This is a genomic window from Bartonella sp. CL266QHHD, from assembly GCF_042195355.1.
Taxonomy (GTDB): Bacteria; Pseudomonadota; Alphaproteobacteria; order Rhizobiales; family Rhizobiaceae; genus Bartonella.
Map to the genome: position 1 here is coordinate 56,717 of NZ_JBHIOD010000035.1, position 17,786 is coordinate 74,502.

The 17,786-nt window shown below is 41.3% G+C and carries 13 protein-coding genes; all 13 read left to right on the forward strand.

Annotation, left to right across the window (positions count from 1 at the left end):
- Positions 1–2 precede the first annotated feature (2 nt).
- A complete protein-coding gene (murD, locus tag ACFIK7_RS04030) occupies positions 3–1,397 on the forward strand; it encodes a UDP-N-acetylmuramoyl-L-alanine--D-glutamate ligase (RefSeq protein ID WP_375631179.1) in 1,395 nt (464 codons plus the stop codon).
- A gap of 145 nt (positions 1,398–1,542) precedes the next feature.
- On the forward strand, positions 1,543–2,697 hold the full coding sequence (locus tag ACFIK7_RS04035; RefSeq protein WP_375662970.1) for an FtsW/RodA/SpoVE family cell cycle protein: 1,155 nt from the start codon (positions 1,543–1,545) through the stop codon (positions 2,695–2,697).
- Entirely contained in the window at positions 2,690–3,826 is a 1,137-nt protein-coding gene (gene murG / locus ACFIK7_RS04040; RefSeq protein WP_375662971.1) for an undecaprenyldiphospho-muramoylpentapeptide beta-N-acetylglucosaminyltransferase, read from the forward strand. Before ACFIK7_RS04035 ends, murG begins: the two co-directional genes overlap by 8 nt.
- Positions 3,810–5,237: a UDP-N-acetylmuramate--L-alanine ligase gene (murC, locus tag ACFIK7_RS04045; protein ID WP_273790779.1), complete on the forward strand. Its 1,428-nt coding sequence runs from the start codon at positions 3,810–3,812 to the stop codon at positions 5,235–5,237. The genes murG and murC overlap by 17 nt, the downstream gene beginning before the upstream one ends.
- A complete protein-coding gene (gene murB, locus ACFIK7_RS04050; protein ID WP_375662972.1) occupies positions 5,215–6,192 on the forward strand; it encodes a UDP-N-acetylmuramate dehydrogenase in 978 nt (325 codons plus the stop codon). Before murC ends, murB begins: the two co-directional genes overlap by 23 nt.
- Positions 6,193–6,430: 238 nt before the next feature.
- The gene (locus ACFIK7_RS04055; RefSeq protein ID WP_375631176.1) at positions 6,431–7,351 is read left to right on the forward strand and encodes a D-alanine--D-alanine ligase; all 921 of its coding nucleotides are present in this window, start codon (positions 6,431–6,433) and stop codon (positions 7,349–7,351) included.
- Entirely contained in the window at positions 7,339–8,250 is a 912-nt protein-coding gene (locus tag ACFIK7_RS04060) for a cell division protein FtsQ/DivIB (RefSeq protein ID WP_375631205.1), read from the forward strand. Before ACFIK7_RS04055 ends, ACFIK7_RS04060 begins: the two co-directional genes overlap by 13 nt.
- Positions 8,247–9,548, forward strand: coding sequence for a cell division protein FtsA (gene ftsA, locus ACFIK7_RS04065; RefSeq protein ID WP_273790775.1), 1,302 nt, complete (start codon positions 8,247–8,249; stop codon positions 9,546–9,548). Before ACFIK7_RS04060 ends, ftsA begins: the two co-directional genes overlap by 4 nt.
- Positions 9,549–9,611: 63 nt before the next feature.
- On the forward strand, positions 9,612–11,384 hold the full coding sequence (gene ftsZ, locus ACFIK7_RS04070) for a cell division protein FtsZ (RefSeq protein WP_375662973.1): 1,773 nt from the start codon (positions 9,612–9,614) through the stop codon (positions 11,382–11,384).
- Positions 11,385–11,600: 216 nt separating this feature from the next.
- The gene (gene lpxC / locus ACFIK7_RS04075; protein ID WP_273790825.1) at positions 11,601–12,485 is read left to right on the forward strand and encodes a UDP-3-O-acyl-N-acetylglucosamine deacetylase; all 885 of its coding nucleotides are present in this window, start codon (positions 11,601–11,603) and stop codon (positions 12,483–12,485) included.
- Positions 12,486–12,645: 160 nt separating this feature from the next.
- Positions 12,646–13,539, forward strand: a complete 894-nt coding sequence (locus tag ACFIK7_RS04080; RefSeq protein ID WP_273790773.1) for an outer membrane protein assembly factor BamD — start codon at positions 12,646–12,648, stop codon at positions 13,537–13,539.
- A 6-nt stretch (positions 13,540–13,545) separates the two neighbouring features.
- Positions 13,546–15,207: a DNA repair protein RecN gene (gene recN, locus ACFIK7_RS04085; protein ID WP_375662974.1), complete on the forward strand. Its 1,662-nt coding sequence runs from the start codon at positions 13,546–13,548 to the stop codon at positions 15,205–15,207.
- Between the two features lie 112 nt (positions 15,208–15,319).
- Positions 15,320–17,479 carry an NAD-dependent DNA ligase LigA gene (gene ligA / locus ACFIK7_RS04090; protein ID WP_375637655.1) on the forward strand — a complete coding sequence of 720 codons (2,160 nt, stop codon included), beginning with the start codon at positions 15,320–15,322 and terminating at the stop codon, positions 17,477–17,479.
- Positions 17,480–17,786: the final 307 nt, after the last annotated feature.

A 17,786-nucleotide genomic window follows, 5' to 3' on the forward strand; every position in this document is an offset into this window, starting at 1 on the left:
ATGTGATTTCTGTTACGTGTTATAAAGGTCAAAAAGTTGCTCTGTTTGGATTGGGACAGTCTGGACTAGCAACGGCACAAGCATTGATGTGTGGTGGTGCAGAAGTGGTGGCGTGGGATGATAGTCCTTCAAGCGTGCAAATGGCTTTTCGGCACAATATTCCAACACGAGATCTCCGTTATGAAGATTGGTCAGAATTTGTTGCATTGATTGTAGCTCCTGGAGTTCCTTTAAGTTATCCTCAACCCCATTGGGTTGTTGAAAAAGCACGAAAAAAAAATATAGAAATTATCGGTGATATTGAATTATTTGTTCGGGCGCGCCATCAATTTTTACAGCATTATGGTTTTTGTGACAAAGACGTTCCTTTCATTGCGATTACGGGGACGAATGGGAAGTCAACCACAACATCTTTACTTGCGCATTTGTTGGAAAAAATGGGCTATGATGTGCAGATGGGGGGCAATATTGGAAAGGCAATATTGACGCTTAAGCCCTTTGTTAAAAAACGTATCTATGTGATTGAATGTTCATCATTTCAAATTGATCTTACTCCCTCTCTTCAGCCGACTATTGGACTTTTATTAAATCTCACACCTGATCATATTGATCGACATGGAAGTTTTGCCTGTTATGTGCAAACCAAAAGGCATCTGATTGCTCAGGCTTCTCAGGCTTTTATTTCAGTTGATGATGCAGCTTGCCGAGTTTTATATCAACAGTTACTTCATGAGGGGAAGCAAATTGAGGCAATTTCCAAGGATCATTTTGTTGAAAATGGTTTTTATGCAGATGGGACCAAGCTCTTTTCTGTTCGTCAAGGACAGCGTCATATGCTTGCAGATCTTGCTCCTATGGCGGTGTTACGTGGGAGTCATAATGCGCAAAATGCCCTTATGGCATTAGCAACGTTGCAGGCTTTAAAAATAACCGATCCTTCTATGAACAAGCATTTAGCAGGTTATAAAGGGTTGGATCATCGTATGCAGCAGGTGCGTAAAATGGGGGCGGTTTTGTTTATCAATGACAGCAAGGCGACTAATGCAGATGCAACAGCTCCTGCGCTTTCCACCTTTAATGATATTTTTTGGATTGTTGGGGGACAGGCAAAAAAGGGAGGAATAGAGTCTCTTAGAGAATTTTTTCCTAAAATTCGTAAAGCCTATTTGATTGGGAGCGCGGCGGAAGAATTTGCTCGCACTATTGGATCTTCTTTTCCCTTTTCTATGAGCTTAACTTTGAAAAATGCGGTGCGTGAAGCAGCTGTTGACGCAATAGGCTGTAAGGCAAAAGAGGTGACGGTTCTTTTGTCACCTGCTTGTGCAAGTTATGACCAATTTAAAAATTATGAAATGCGAGGCGAAGCATTTGTCTCTTTTGTGATGCAGTTACAATAAAAAAAGCATCAATTATAAAAAATATTTTTGCGTTAAGACTCCAGAATCTTTTTTTGTGTAATTTAGTTTTTAAAGTGTTTGTTAAACAGGCTGGGAACTCATATCACTTTGAGACAATTTATAAAATGGATAAGGTGTGTATATCATGGTGACGCGTGCAGATAGAGATCCAATTGCTAATTGGTGGTGGACGATTGATCGCTCTATCTTTGCAGCTTGTTTAATTTTAATGGGAATTGGCATTATGCTGTCTTTTGCTGCCAGCCCCATTATTACAAAAAAAATCGGAATTGCTGATAGTTTTTATTTTGTTCGGTGGCATATTATTTTCAGCATTTTAGCATTTTTTACGATGGTTACCATTTCTTTTTTTTCGCTTTCTAATATTCGTCGTTTATGTGCTCTTTTGCTCATTGTAACGCTTGCTCTTATGGTTGCAACCTTATTTTTGGGTCCAGAGTTAAAGGGAGCACGGCGATGGATTCAGCTATTTGGTTTTTCTGTACAGGCTTCAGAGTTTATGAAGCCAGCTTTTGTGGTTATGTCCGCTTGGCTTTTTTCGGAACAGATACGCAAGAGGGGAATTCTAGGTTATACGTTAGCGATTGTACTTTATGGCATTTGTTGTGTGCTTCTGGTTTTGCAGCCTGATATTGGACAAACAGTTTTAATAAGTGCAACATGGGGGGGGCTGTTTTTTATTGCTGGTGTACCTCTTACTATTATTTTTCTCTTTCTCATTTTAGGCGTTGTAGGAATTATTTTAGCTTATTTTTTTCTGCATCATGTGCGCGAGCGGATCAATGGTTTTTTGACAGGTGAAGGAGATACTTTTCAAGTGGATGTAGGACGTGAGGCTATTTTGAATGGTGGTTGGTTTGGGCAAGGTCCTGGGGAGGGAACAGTAAAACGTATCATTCCTGATAGCCATACAGATTTTGTATTTTCCGTTGCTGCTGAAGAATATGGTATTATTCTTTGTTTATTAATTATGATGCTGTTTGGCTTTATCGTTATGCGTTCATTGTATATAGCCATGAATACACGTGATTCCTTTATACGTCTTGGTATTACTGGCATAGCAATGATGATTGGCTTTCAATCAGCTATTAATATGGCCGTTAATCTTCACTTAATTCCTCCAAAAGGCATGACATTGCCTTTTATTTCTTATGGTGGTTCTTCGATGGTGGCGATTGCGTTTTCAATGGGCATTTTGCTTAGTTTAACACGTCGTTGGCCAGAAGCACGCCTTTCAGCTTTTTCTTCCTCTTCTGTATTGGATACCCCTTATGAATGATAAAAAAGTTATTGTTTTGGTGGCTGGTGGTACAGGTGGACATCTTTTTCCTGCTGAAGCCCTTTCTGTTGAATTAAGGAAGCGTGGATATGATGTTCATTTAATAACAGATGAAAGAGCACGACCTTTTGTTCGGTGCTTTGATGAAGAGCATATTCATATCGTTTCATCGGCAACGTTTATACGACGTCACCCTTTTGCTCTGATAAAGACGTTTTGGTCTTTGCTAAGGGGAATGGGGCAATCGTTGGCGTTGTTTTATAAATTACGTCCTGTTCTTGTTGGAGGATTTGGGGGGTATCCGAGCTTTCCTCCTCTTTTTATTGCAGCTTTAACGAGGCGTGTGACATTTATTCATGAACAAAATGCTGTTATGGGGCGTGCCAATCGGGTGTTGGCAATTTTTGTGCGTGCAATCGCTGGTGGTTTGTTGTCGCCAAATGGCGCTTATGCTCATAAAATACTTTTGACGGGGAATCCTGTCCGTGAGGCTGTGTTGAAGGCGGCCAAAATTCCTTATCATTCTTCAGAGGGGGAAAAGCCATTTAATTTTTTGATTTTTGGAGGTAGCCAAGGGGCTTCTGCTTTTTCACATATTGTTCCAGAAGCGATTGCTTTATTCGATGATAAGAACCGTAAACGTTTACGAATTGTACAGCAAGTCCGCGGTGAAGCAGGAGGGTTGATCAAAATCTATCGTGATATGGGCGTACAAGCAGAGGTTGCTCCTTTTTTTGATGATATGGCTGAACGTATGGCACATGCTCATTTTATTTTGTCGCGCGCTGGGGCTTCGTCCGTTTGTGAGATAGCGGTGATTGGTAGACCTGCTTTGCTTGTTCCCTATCCCCATGCTTTAGATCATGATCAGGCTGCCAATGCAGCTCTGCTTGCTCGTGTAGGTGGTGCGCAAATTGTATCAGAAAAAGATTTGAATGCACAAAAGCTTTTTTCTCTTTTAATGCACGCTTGTTGTGCACCCCATTTATTAGAAAAACAAGCGCTTGCTGCAAAAAAAGTTGGGCAACCTCATGCAACCCGTTGCCTTGCTGATATGGCTGAATCCTTAATTGCAGGGCGATTGTTGTCAGATATAAAAGAGGAGCTTTTAAATGAAAATGCCACTTGATATAGGCGTTATCCATTTTATCGGAATCGGGGGGATCGGTATGAGTGGAATTGCGGAGGTTTTTTATAATCTTGGCTATAAAGTTCAAGGGTCAGATCAAGTTGAAAGTGCAAATGTTGAACGTTTGCGGAAAAAGGGAATTAACGTTCATATAGGTCATTGTGCTGAAAACTTAGGGAATGCAGAGGTTGTTGTTTTTTCTACTGCCGTTAAAAAAACAAATCCTGAGTATATTGCTGCAAAGGAAAGACATTTACCGCTTGTTAGACGTGCAGAAATGCTGGCGGAGCTGATGCGGTTTCGGCGTGCAATTGCGGTGGGTGGTACACATGGTAAAACAACAACCACATCAATGGTTGCAGCCCTTCTTGATGCTGGTCATTTTGATCCAGTGGTGATTAATGGCGGTATTATTAATGCTTATGGTACGAATTCTCGTACAGGAGATGGCGATTGGATGATTGTTGAAGCTGATGAAAGTGATGGTACATTTTTAAAGCTGCCTGCTGATATTGCTGTTATTACTAATATTGACGCTGAGCATTTGGATCATTATGGAAGTTTTGATGCTGTGCGTGAGGCTTTTCGGCAATTCGTAGAAAATGTTCCCTTTTATGGTTTTGCTGTTTTGTGCCTTGATCATCCAGAGGTTCAGTCATTGGCGGGCCGTATTGATGATCGTTGGGTGATCACTTATGGTGCAAATCCACAAGCAGATGTTCGTTTTCTTAATCTTTCGATGGATGGTCAAAAAACGCATTTTGATGTTCTTGTTCGCTCACGCAAAACAGGAAGAAAGATTGAGTTGAAAAATATGCTTTTGCCTATGGCAGGGCAGCATAATGTTGCCAATGCAACGGCGGCGATTGCTATTGCGCATGAACTTGGCATTTCAAATGAAGCTATAAAAAGGGGCTTAGCAGAATTTGGCGGAGTAAAACGGCGTTTTACGCGAACAGGAAGTTGGCGTGGCATTGAAATATTTGATGATTATGGACATCATCCTGTCGAAATAAAGGCTGTTTTGCGTGCTGCACGTGAGAGTGCAAAAGGGCGTGTTATTGCGATTGCACAACCCCATCGGTATTCACGGTTGTATCATTTATTTGATGATTTTGCTGCTTGTTTTAATGATGCAGATACAGTGTTGATTACGCCCGTTTATGCGGCTGGTGAAGAGCCTATTGTAGGATTTGGTTCTCAAGAATTGGTAGAGCATATTAAAATGGCGGGTCATCGTGATGTGCGCTTGATACATGGTTTGGAAGATGTTGTGTCTCTTGTCTCAAAATTTGCTCAGGCAGAGGATTATGTTGTTTTTCTTGGTGCTGGCAATATCACACAATGGGCTTGTGCGTTGCCTCATCAGTTAGCGGTATTGGATGGTCATGATAAATTTTCAGCACATTGATGGTGAGGCGCTATTGGCGCAATTGCAACCATTGTTGGGTGGCGTGAGAGGAAAACTTACACCTAATGTTGAGATGCGTAAGGTAACGTGGTTTCGCACGGGCGGATTGGCAGAGCTTTTTTATCAGCCTGTTGATGAAGAAGATTTGGCTCTCTTTCTTCAAAATTTGCCTGAATTTGTTCCTGTAACAATTGTCGGTATCGGTTCTAATCTTCTGGTGCGTGATGGGGGGGTTCCTGGTGTTGTGATTCGTCTTTCGCCAAAAAGTTTTGGGCAAGTGAAGCAGGTTTCTCCAAAAGGCTTTTTAGTTGGTGCTGGTGCGGCGGATAAACATTTAGCTGCTGCCGCTTTAGAAGCTGAGATTGCAGGTTTTCATTTTTATCATGGTATTCCTGGAGGTCTTGGAGGAGCTCTCAAAATGAACGCTGGTGCGAATGGTGTTGAAACCGCAGCGCGTGTTGTCGAGGTCTATGCGCTGGATCGTAAAGGGCAACGTCATATCTTGAGTGTGAAAGATATGCATTATTCCTATCGCCATTGTGATGTTCCTAAAGATTTTATTTTTACGGCTGCTTTATTGGAAGGAAAACTCGGCAATAAAGATGATATTCGTGCTGCTATGGATGAAGTTGCCCTCCACAGAGAAACAGTGCAACCTATTCGTGAAAAAACAGGGGGGTCAACTTTCAAAAATCCTGGGAATGGATCTGCGTGGCGCGTGATTGATGAAGCAGGGTGTCGTGGTTTACGGATTGGTGGCGCTCAAATGAGTGAAATGCACTGTAATTTTATGATTAATACAGGGCACGCAACAGGATATGATCTTGAAGCATTGGGAGAAACAGTGCGTGCACGTGTTTTTGCAAATTCAGCCCACCTTTTACAATGGGAAATAGAGCGTATTGGTCAATTTGAGCGTGGTCGAAGTGTTTCTCCTTTTGATCCATTTCATTGATTTATTGTTCACTAAAAAAGTGAAAATAAAAAATTGAGTCATTTCAAAGAGATAATAAAAAATTTCTATTAAGAATCAATAAATTAACAAAGAATCTCTTGCATCAGGCTTTTGAGTCTGATTCATTATGCAAAATGCTAGGTTATTGATTCGCAAGGATAAACTTTGTTTTTCCTGTATATGGTGCTGATGTATTCTATATAGACTACATATAGTATGCGAAAGAGGGTGATTTATTATGAAAGATAAACATATAGCTGTGTTAATGGGAGGTTTTTCTTCTGAGCGGTCTGTAAGTTTATCTTCAGGGGCGGCTTGTGCTGATGTTCTAGAGGTACAGGGGTATCGCGTGAGCCGCGTGGATGTTGATGCTCGTATTGCTTCTGTTCTTGAACAGTTGCAGCCCGATATTGCCTTCAATGCATTGCATGGTCCATTTGGTGAAGATGGCCGGATTCAGGGGATTCTTGAATATTTAAAAATTCCTTATACTCATTCTGGCGTGATGGCATCTGCTTTGGCAATGGATAAGGGACGTGCAAAAATTATCGTTGCAAATGTTGGGGTTTGTGTTGCTCCTTCTCGTATCATGAGCCGCTTTGCTTTGGGCCGAACGCATCCCATGGAGCCTCCTTATGTAATTAAACCTGTGTGTGAAGGATCAAGTTTTGGTGTTGTCATTGTCCAAGGAAATGAAGCTGTACCGCCGCATAATATTGGGGGAGCTGAGTGGGGATATGCCGATGAGGTGATGATTGAAAAATATATTCCTGGTCGTGAATTGACTTGTGCTGTTTTGGGGAATGAAGTGCTGGATGTGTGTGAAATTCTTCCCGATAAACACTTTCCATTCTACGATTATGACTCAAAATATAAAACGGGTGGTTCTCTTCACATTTGTCCTGCACAACTTTCACTAAATATTTACCAAAGTGTGCAAAGAATGTCTTTAGCAGCCCATCAGGCGATAGGGTGTCGAGGTGTTAGCCGTTCTGATTTTCGTTTTGATGAAAAAACGGGAGAGTTGGTTTGGCTTGAAATTAATACGCAACCCGGTATGACATCGACGTCTCTTCTTCCTGATATTGCAAAAGCGAGCGGCCGTACTTACGGCGATATTGTTCAATGGATGGTGGAGGACGCATCATGTATGCGTTGAATGTTAGTAAAACAAATGTTCCGATGGAGGTGCTTTCAGTGCCGGCTTTGCCACGTCTTTATCGTCGTTTTCTTCGGTTTATGTTTGAGTTTGTTTTTGTTAATATTCACATTCCACGCCATTTTGGCTCTTTTGCTGTTGTATGGTTTTTCTTTGTTACGGCTTTTTATGGACTTTCATCAAGTGGTCAGATGACTGTGATCGTAAACACGATCATATTGGATAGTAGTTTTGTGGTCACTCATGTTGATATAAGCGGTAATAAGCGCTTGGCAAAGCAGGATATTTTTAAAATTTTAAAACTTGATGTTGCGCCTTCTATATTCACTTTTGATGTTGAAAGAGCGCGTTCTCTTTTGGAAAAACAGGCTTGGGTGCAATCGGCTAATGTTCAGAAAATTTATCCTAATAAAATGCGCATTTCCATCGTGGAGCGTGAACCCTATGCCATTTGGCAACATGATGGCATAATGGATATTGTTGATCATACAGGTCGTGTCATTGTGCCTTTTAAAGGGGAAATTGTTCGGGATTTACCTCTTGTGGTTGGGCAGGGGGCACAAAATGCTGCTAAAGTGTTTATTCAAGCGCTGTCAGTCTATCCGGAAGTATATGATCGTATTCGTGCTTTTGTGCGGGTAGGTGATCGACGTTGGGATCTTGTTTTGAATAATGGAATGCGCGTTATGTTGCCTGAAAATGGTGCTCTTGAAAGGCTTTCTTCTCTTTTTTCGTCCGGTACAATGCAAGATCTTTTATCTCGCGATATTCTCAGTGTTGATTTACGTCTTGCTGATCGAATTACTGTTTCTTTATCAGATGAAACGTTGGAGCGTTATCATGCTACTGTAGCAGAAGAAGAACGTATTTTAAAAGCGCGAAAGGCAGGAAGCCTATGATGCTACTCAGATCACATCATTTGAAGGGGCGTAAAACACGTTTTTTAACGGTACTTGATGTCGGTTCAAGTAAGATTGTTTGTCTTATTGCTTGTTTGCGTCCTTTGAAGCATGCACACTATTTACATGGTCGTACACATTCTACGGAAATTCTAGGCTTTGGAGTGCAGCGTTCACGTGGTATTAAATCCGGTGTTGTCATGGATATGTTTGCAGCAGAACAATCAATAAGATTGGCTGTTGATGCGGCAGAAAAAATGGCGGGTTTGGTGGTGGATTCAGTGATTGTGAATTTTTCCTCAAGTCGATTACAAAGTGCTTTGATTAATGGAAAGGTCCATTTGAATGGTCGTGAAGTCACCAAGCGTGATATGCGTATGGCCTTTTCAGATGTTTCGCGTAAAGCCTTTGATGCTGAACGTCATGTTATGCACTCAGTTCCAGTTTCTTATGTATTGGATGGAGATAAAGGAATTTTTGATCCTATTGGCATGGCAGGGGAAACATTTGGTGTTGACGTGCATGTGGTAACAGCAGAAACAGCCTCTTTGCGTAATTTAGAAACTTGTATTAATCGTGCACATTTGAGTGTTGAAGCAATGGTTGCTACTCCCTTTGCAAGTGGTCTTGCTGTCTTGATGAATGATGAGGCGCATTTAGGGGCTGCATGTATTGATTTTGGTGGTGGAACAACAACATTTTCAGTGTTTTTTGAAGGAAAATTTATTCATGCGGATGCTCTTGCTGTTGGGGGGCATCATGTCACTCTTGATGTTGCGCGCGGATTTTCTATGTCTTTAACAGAGGCGGAACGTTTAAAAGTTGTTTATGGTTCAGCACTTTTAACAAGTGCTGATGAGCGGCAAATGATTAATGTAGCAGAAATTGGGAGTGAACAGCGTGAAACTCAATATCCTCGCGCGGTTCTTGGGCGTATCATTCGTGCGCGTGTTGAAGAAATTTTAGAAATGGTCCGTGATTGTTTAAATCGTTCTGGTTTTGGTCACATCATTGGTAAACGTGTTATTTTGACGGGGGGAGCAAGCCAGTTAACAGGATTGCCAGAAATGGCACGTACTATATTAGGAAGAAATGTTCGTATCGGGCGGCCTTTAGGTATTTCGAGGCTTCCTTCTCTTGCAAAAGGGGCGGCGTTTACATCTGCTGTTGGGTTGTTAATTTATCCGCAATTGGTGGGTTTTGAAGAAAAAACAATGCAGGCGGCAGGAAATCATTTATCGATGGGCACGCGTGGGTATTTTCAGCGTGTTGGTGAGTGGTTGCGTGAGAGTTTTTAGTTAAGTCTAGTTGGATAAATTTCATCGCTTTGGCTTGCGGTGTCTTATGAGAAGGAAAAGAAAATGACGATTAATCTGCATCGGCCAGATATCGCGGAATTGAAGCCACGCATTACCGTTTTTGGTGTTGGAGGTGGTGGCGGGAATGCCGTGAATAATATGATAAATGCTGGTCTTCAGGGAGTTGACTTTGTTGTTGCAAATACGGATGCACAGGCTTTGGCTATGTCAAAGGCTGAACGTGTTATCCAACTTGGGGCAGCTGTGACAGAAGGTTTGGGTGCTGGGGCTTTGCCGGAAGTTGGACAAGCGGCAGCAGAGGAATGTATTGATGAAATTATTGATCATCTTGCAGACTCTCATATGGTTTTCATTACTGCTGGTATGGGGGGAGGAACTGGAACAGGAGCTGCTCCCGTTGTTGCTCGCGCAGCGCGTGAAAAAGGTATTTTGACTGTTGGTGTTGTGACAAAGCCGTTTCAGTTTGAAGGCGCACGTCGTATGAAAACGGCAGAGGCTGGTATTGAAGAATTACAAAAGTCTGTCGATACATTGATTGTTATACCCAATCAAAATCTTTTCCGTATTGCAAATGATAAGACAACGTTTGCTGATGCTTTTGCTATGGCTGATCAAGTGCTTTATTCTGGTGTTGCTTCCATTACGGATTTGATGATTAAAGAGGGTTTAATTAACCTTGATTTTGCTGATGTTCGTTCTGTTATGCACGAAATGGGGCGAGCCATGATGGGAACGGGTGAGGCATCTGGTGATGGGCGTGCTTTGGCTGCGGCTGAAGCTGCTATTGCAAACCCACTGTTGGATGATACCTCTATGCGTGGGGCGCGTGGTTTATTGATTTCTATTACGGGTGGTCGTGATATGACTCTCTTTGAGGTTGATGAAGCTGCTAATCGTATTCGTGAAGAAGTGGATGCTGATGCGAATGTGATCTTTGGCGCTATTGATGATGAGTCATTGGAAGGTGTTATTCGTGTTTCTGTGGTTGCCACCGGTATTGATCGTGAAGTTAGTGATGTTGTTCAGTCCTCTCATCCTCAGATTCAAAGACCTGCTTCTTCAATACGCAAGAGCGATCCTGGAACGTCACACAGTTCTTTTCATGTTCAGTCATCGCCTCTGCGTTCTGAGTCAATGGTAGAAGTGATCGAATCACTTGAAATAGAGAAGGGTAAATCAACCGGAGAACAGTTCCGTCCCAAAAGTCAAATTTTTGCACAACCTGCAGAAGCAATGACGACACGAAGTGCCACGAATGCTGTTGCGTATGGTTCAAATGCTGTTCAGGAACAGAGATCCAATGTGCCTCGTATGCAAGTAAGCCGTGGTTCTCAACAGGCGATGACGGTTCCTGTGAGTATGGAGGCAACAGCACATGTTCTTGATGAGATGACAGGGGTTGTGAAGCAAAAAGAAAAGCCAGTGCAACCAAAACAAATGCAACAAATGCAAGCGCGCGCTCCAATGCGTATGCCTGAGTTAAAGGATTTTCCTCCTGTTGCTCATGGACAAAGTCAAAGAACATTTGTGACTGATCAAGGTCCTCGTAATCTTTGGCAGCGTTTGAAACAGAGCTTGACACATCGTGAAGAAGCTGAGCCAGAAGCGAGGCTGGAGCCTGCTGTTAGATCATCTCAGCAGAAAGAGTCTCATGTTTACAATAAAAATTCTCAGGCGCTTTCTCAAGATGCTTCTGTGTATGTTCCACGTCGTTCTGGTGAGCTGCACCCTCAGGTACCACAAGATCAACGTACTTTTATAAGTGAAGAAGATCAGTTGGAAATACCAGCATTTTTACGTCGTCAGGCAAATTAATTGATGAAAAGTGAGATAAAGTAAGAAAAATTATTATTTCTTTAATGATCAGTCAAAAATTATACAGTAAAATATATTGCTGTTTTTTTGATAAAATACTTTGTTTTAAAAAAAACCGCTTATAATAAGCGGTTTTTTTTTATTATTTACTATGAATATTCTTTATAATTTTATAAATTTTGTTAAAAGATGTACAAGCAATTTAATAAAATGATTATGATGAATTTAGTACCAAAATATCAGTCTACTCTTAAAAAAGCAGTAACATTTAAGGGGATTGGCGTTCACAGTGGCTGTTTGTCAGTGGTAAAGGTTTGTCCAGCGGATGTTGGGTGTGGTATTGTTTTTAAGCGTTGTGGATTAGACGGAACAGAGAAAATATTTCAAGCTCATGCATCGCAAACAGGAGAAACTGAATTATCAACAGTACTTGGAGATGGAGATGTAAGGGTTGAAACAATTGAACATTTGATGGCAGCAATTGCTGCTTATAATTTGGATAATCTTGTTATTGAAGTGTCACATAATGAGATTCCTATTTTGGATGGTTCAGCGTGGCTATATTGCCAAGCTTTTGAAGATGTTGGTATTGTACAGCAAAATGCGTTGCGTTCTTATTTCATTATAAAAAAGCCGGTGCGAGTTGAAGGATCTCATGGTGTTGCAGAGCTTTTGCCATTCGATGGACGTCGTTTTGATATAACGATCTCTTTTCCTTCTTCTGCTATTGGTAAGCAACATTTCAGTTTTGATCTTACCACACGAGGGTTTAGGGATGATTTGTCACGTGCGCGCACTTTTGGTTTTATCAAAGACGTGGAAGAATTAAGGCTTTCTGGAAAGGCGAGAGGTGCTTCTTTGGAAAATTCTCTTGTTATCGACCTTAATGATAAAATTTTAAATCCCGATGGTCCTTATTGGGAGAATGAATGTGTTCGGCACAAGATGCTTGATGCGATTGGTGATACTGCTTTGCTGGGAGCACCTTTTATTGGATTATTTCGTTCTTATTGTAGTGGGCATAGAATTAATGCGCAATTGGTGAAAGCTGTTTTGGCAGACGAATCATATTACGAAAAAAGCTTTTTAGAGAAAGAGTAAAAGAAAATTGACAAGATTTTTTTATCGTTTATTTGATTTTTAAGGGGATGATTGACCTAAACTGCTAAATTGGTTATGTGGATTTTAAAGTGATATGGTATAAAAACTTTAATAAATTGTTTTTGCTACAAGGTGATATTCTCTGGAGGCCGGAAAAACTATGAAAAAATCTCATGTGTGCATTGGAAATATGACATATAGAAAATCTAACATTGTACGCAAGATATTGGGGGTGGTACTTTTAGGAAGCACCTGTATGTTAGCGGGATGTCTCTTTAAAGAGAAAAAAACCCTTGATCCATCTGCTTATGTTTTGAAAATAGAGCCACCAGATGTTCTCTATAATCAGGCGCTTGCTAGCCTTGAAAGTGGGCGGCTTGGGGATGCATCGAAGAAGTTTTTGAAGATTGAAAAACAGTACGCTTATACAGACTGGGGGCGTAAATCTTTGGTCATGGGTGCTTTTACTAATTATCGACTCGGAAAGTATGATGATTCAATTAGTATGGCTCAACGCTATATTACTCTTTATCCAGGGTCGACTGACTCGGCTTATGCGTATTATATTATTGGTCTTTCTTCTTTCCGTCGGATTCCTGATGTTACACGTGATCAACGTGATACGAAACGTGCTATTGCTGCTATGCAGCTTCTTATAGAGCGTTATCCTAATTCTGAGTATGTCAAGGATGCTAAGGATAAAATCCGTTTTGGTCGCGAACAGCTGGCTGGTAAAGAAATGCAGATTGGCCGTTATTATGAAGAGGGGCGGCGTTACCTTGCGGCAAGTAGACGGTTTCGTACCGTGGTTGAAGAGTATTCTGATACAAATCAAATTGAAGAAGCGCTTTTCCGCTTGACTGAGGTTAATCTTGCTCTCGGCTTAACGGCGGAAGCACAGACGGCAGCAGCTATTTTAGGACGTAATTATCCCAAAAGTGAGTGGTATAAATTTTCTTATAATCTCTTGCAGAAGAATAAAATATCGCCACGTGAGCATAAATCTTCTTGGATCTCAAATGCTTTAGGTGGTGATAAGAAGAGGGTACGTTGATTCTCTATGTTGGTACAGCTTTCGATTCATAATATTGTTTTGATCGAAACGCTTGATATTCATTTTACCGCGGGGTTGACGGTTTTAACTGGAGAAACAGGTGCGGGGAAGTCTATTCTCCTTGATGCTTTATCACTTGCTCTAGGGGGGCGGGGTGATGCTTCGCTTGTGCGTCATGGTGCTGACCGCGGGCAGGTCACAGCTGTTTTTGATGTGTCTGTTTCACATCCTGCACGTCAACTTATTCGTGAGAATGGTCTTGATGATGAGGGTGATATTATTTTACGGCGTGTGCAATCAAGTGATGGACGTAGCCGTGTTTTTATCAATGATCAGGTGTCTAGTGTTGCATTGATGCGGAGTGTTGGCCGTTTGCTGGTTGAAATCCATGGACAACATGATGATCGTGCGCTTGTTGATGTTGTTACACATCGCCAATTATTAGATGCCTTTGGTGGTCTTGAAGATGAAGTGGAAAATTTGCGTCAGTGTTATCACTCATGGCGTGAATTTGAGGAGCGTTTGCAACGGCAGCGTCTTAAAGTAGAGAGTGCCGTACGTGAGGTTGATTATCTTCGTGCGTGTGTAGAAGAGCTTGAAAAGCTTGATTTTAAAGTTGGTGAAGAGGAAGCTCTTTCTCTTCGTCGTGCTGATATGCTTAAATTAGAAAAAATAGCGACAGATATTAAAGAAGCGGATGATCTTTTAACGGGTCAAAAATCACCAATCCCAGTACTTTCTAATTTGGTGAGGCGTTTGGAGCGGAAAATTCCTGAGGCGCAAGAACTTATTGTACCAGTGGTGAAATCTATTGATGAGGCATTGCATGCACTTGCAACAGCACAAGAAGGTATTGAGACGGCAATACGAGCATTAGATTTTGAACCTGATGAATTGGAACGGATAGAAGAGCGTCTTTTTTCTCTTCGGGGTTTTGCTCGTAAATATCAAGTTTCTGCGGATGAATTGATTCAGTTACGCGATAAAATGGACGCAGAACTCGCTGATTTTGAAGAGGCTCAGACTATATTGACACGTTTTGAAGATGAGGCAAGACAAGCACAAAAAAATTATGATATGTTAGCGCAAGCGTTGTCAATAAAACGTCAAGAGGTTGCAAAGCACTTGTCTGAAAGCGTGATGGCTGAGCTACCGGCATTGAAATTAGAGAGGGCTGAATTTATTGTTGAAATGCAAAGTGATATGGAAAAGCGGAGTGCAGAGGGATGTGATCGTGTTGAATATTGGGTACGAACAAATCCTGGCACACGGGCCGGTCCCATGCTTAGTGTGGCTTCTGGCGGTGAATTATCTCGTTTTTTGCTGGCATTAAAAGTTGTTTTATCTGATCGAGGATCAGCACCGACGCTGATTTTTGATGAAATTGATACAGGCGTTGGGGGGGCTGTTGCAGCGGCTATTGGGCAACGGTTGCAACGCTTATCAGAACATGTCCAAGTTTTCGCTATTACGCATGCTCCACAGGTTGCATCGAAAGCGCATGGTCATTTTCTTATTTCAAAAATTGAGAGTCATGATGAAGGACGCTTTGTTACTGCGATTCATAAAATGGAAGAGCATGAGCGTGCAGAAGAAATTGCCCGTATGTTGGCTGGAGAACAGATTACTGAAGAAGCGCGTGCAGCGGCTCAAAAGCTTCTAGCATAAAGGTAATTAGTCAGCGATAAAAATACTGGAAAGCTTGTATTTATTGAGATTCACTTGATGAGGATGCGTGTGGAAATCCTTGTGGCAGTGCTTGTAATTTGGAATAGATTTTATGAACAAAGATGCAGATAAAAATCTCACAGCTGTTGAAGCAGAACGTGAATTAGAGTGGTTGGCAAAAGAAATTGCACGTCATGATGTGCTTTATAATCGTGATGATCAGCCTGAAATTTCTGATGCAGAATATGATGCTTTGCGCCGCCGTAATGCAGAAATTGAAGCTCTTTTTCCAGAGCTTATACGTATTGATTCTCCTTCACATAAAATTGGGGCACCAATTTCTGAAAAGTTTGAAAAATCTGTTCATGCACAGCCTATGCTTTCACTTGATAATGCGTTTAGCTCTGAAGATGTTAGTGAATTTGTTGAGCGTATTCGTCGTTTTTTACGGCTTCCAGAAACACAAGTGTTGGAAATAACAGCGGAGCCAAAAATTGATGGTTTATCTTTGTCTTTACGCTACGAAAAGGGGCGGCTTGTGCGTGCGGCAACGCGTGGGGATGGAACTGTCGGTGAAAATGTGACGGCAAATGCCCGAACAATTGCTGATATTCCACAAGTTTTACAAAGTGATTTTCCTGATATCATTGAGGTTCGCGGTGAAGTTTATATGGGGCGGGAAGATTTCCAAGCACTGAATATCAGCCAACAAGAGAAGGGAAAGTTAACTTTTGCCAATCCTCGAAATGCGGCGGCTGGTTCACTCCGTCAGCTTGATTCACGGATAACCGCTAGCAGAAAACTTCAATTTTTTGCTTATGCTTGTGGTGAGGTGAGTGAAATATTGGCAGAAAGTCAAATGGAGATGATGAAAAAGCTAAAAGAATATGGCTTTGTTATCAATCCATTAACAAAAGTCTTTAAGACAGTAAAAGAAATTATTTCGTATTATCACGATATCGAAGAATGCCGTCATTCTTTAAGCTATGATATTGATGGCATTGTTTATAAGGTTAATGATTTGATGCTCCAAAAGCGTTTGGGGTTTGTTTCTCGTTCGCCGCGTTGGGCTATCGCCCATAAATTTCCAGCAGAAAAAGCGATAGCGCTTTTGGAAGATATTGACATTCAAGTTGGTCGCACGGGAGCTTTGACACCTGTTGCACGTCTTACGCCTATTACTGTTGGTGGAGTGGTGGTGACCAATGCTAGTTTGCATAATGAGGATTATATTAAGGGAATTGGTCATAAAGGAGAGCCCATTCGTGAAGGACGTGATATCCGTGTAGGCGATAGCGTGATTGTACAACGTGCTGGTGATGTGATCCCTCAAGTTATTGATGTTATCATTGAAAAACGCCCGAAAGATGCTGCTGTTTTTATTTTTCCTCATTTGTGCCCAGCTTGTGGGAGTCATGCTGTTCGTGAAGTGGGAGAAGCCGTGCGTCGCTGTACAGGGGGGCTTATTTGTCCGGCACAAGCGATTGAACGTATTCGTCATTTTGTTTCACGCAATGCTTTTGATATTGAGGGCTTGGGTAAAAAACAAGTGGAGTTCTTTTTCCATGTTCAAGATGAAGCGCTTTGTATTCATACACCAGCCGATATTTTTACGTTACAACGGCGCCAAGAAAAATCTTTGATACGTTTGGAAAATATGGAAGGTTTTGGTACTGTTTCAGTGCGGAAATTGTATGATGCCATTAATGCGCGCCGAGAAATTCCTTTGAGCCGTTTTTTGTTTGCATTAGGGATTCGTCATGTTGGCGAAGTGAATGCACGCCGCCTTGCACGTGCTTATAAAAATTATACAGCTTTTGAGACCGCGGCTATGGAAGCACTTATGCCATGTGATAAGAAAAATGAAGAAGGAAATGAGGCTTGGATGGAGCTTACCAATATCGAAGGAATTGGACCACAGGTAGGGAGCGCAATTGTTGATTTTTATCAAGAAGCGCATAACCGTGAGATTTTATCTGTTTTGCTTGAAGAAGTAACACCTCTTGATGAAGAGCCTATCATAGCAGATTCTTCACCAATAGCGGAGAAGATCATTGTTTTTACAGGAACTTTGTCGCATATGTCACGCGATGAAGCAAAAGCATTGGCAGAGCGATTAGGGGCTAAAACATCTGGTTCACTTTCTAAAAAAACAGATCTTCTTGTTGCAGGACCTGGAGCGGGCTCCAAATTGGCTAAAGCTGAAGAATTAGGTGTTGAGGTTATCGATGAAGAGGTTTGGCTACAGCTGATTGAGAAACATAATATTTAAAGGGTGTTTCCCAGAAGATCGTATACTGTTGATATGATTATCTTTCTTACATTTTTGGGGGGGATGAAATCAAAAAGGGGATAATAGGAGCTGTTTTTTGCAAAAATAGAGCGCCATATACTTTGATATTTATTAAGTTATTAAAATAATTAACGTTGAACTTAAATATTAAACTTAAACTATTATGATGAAGAATATGCAAGGTTATTATTAGTAAAAGATATAAATTATTACTGTGAAGAAAGGTAAAATTTTTGAACAAATATGTAGAATTTAATCCAAAATGCCGTAATAGAAATGTAACGCG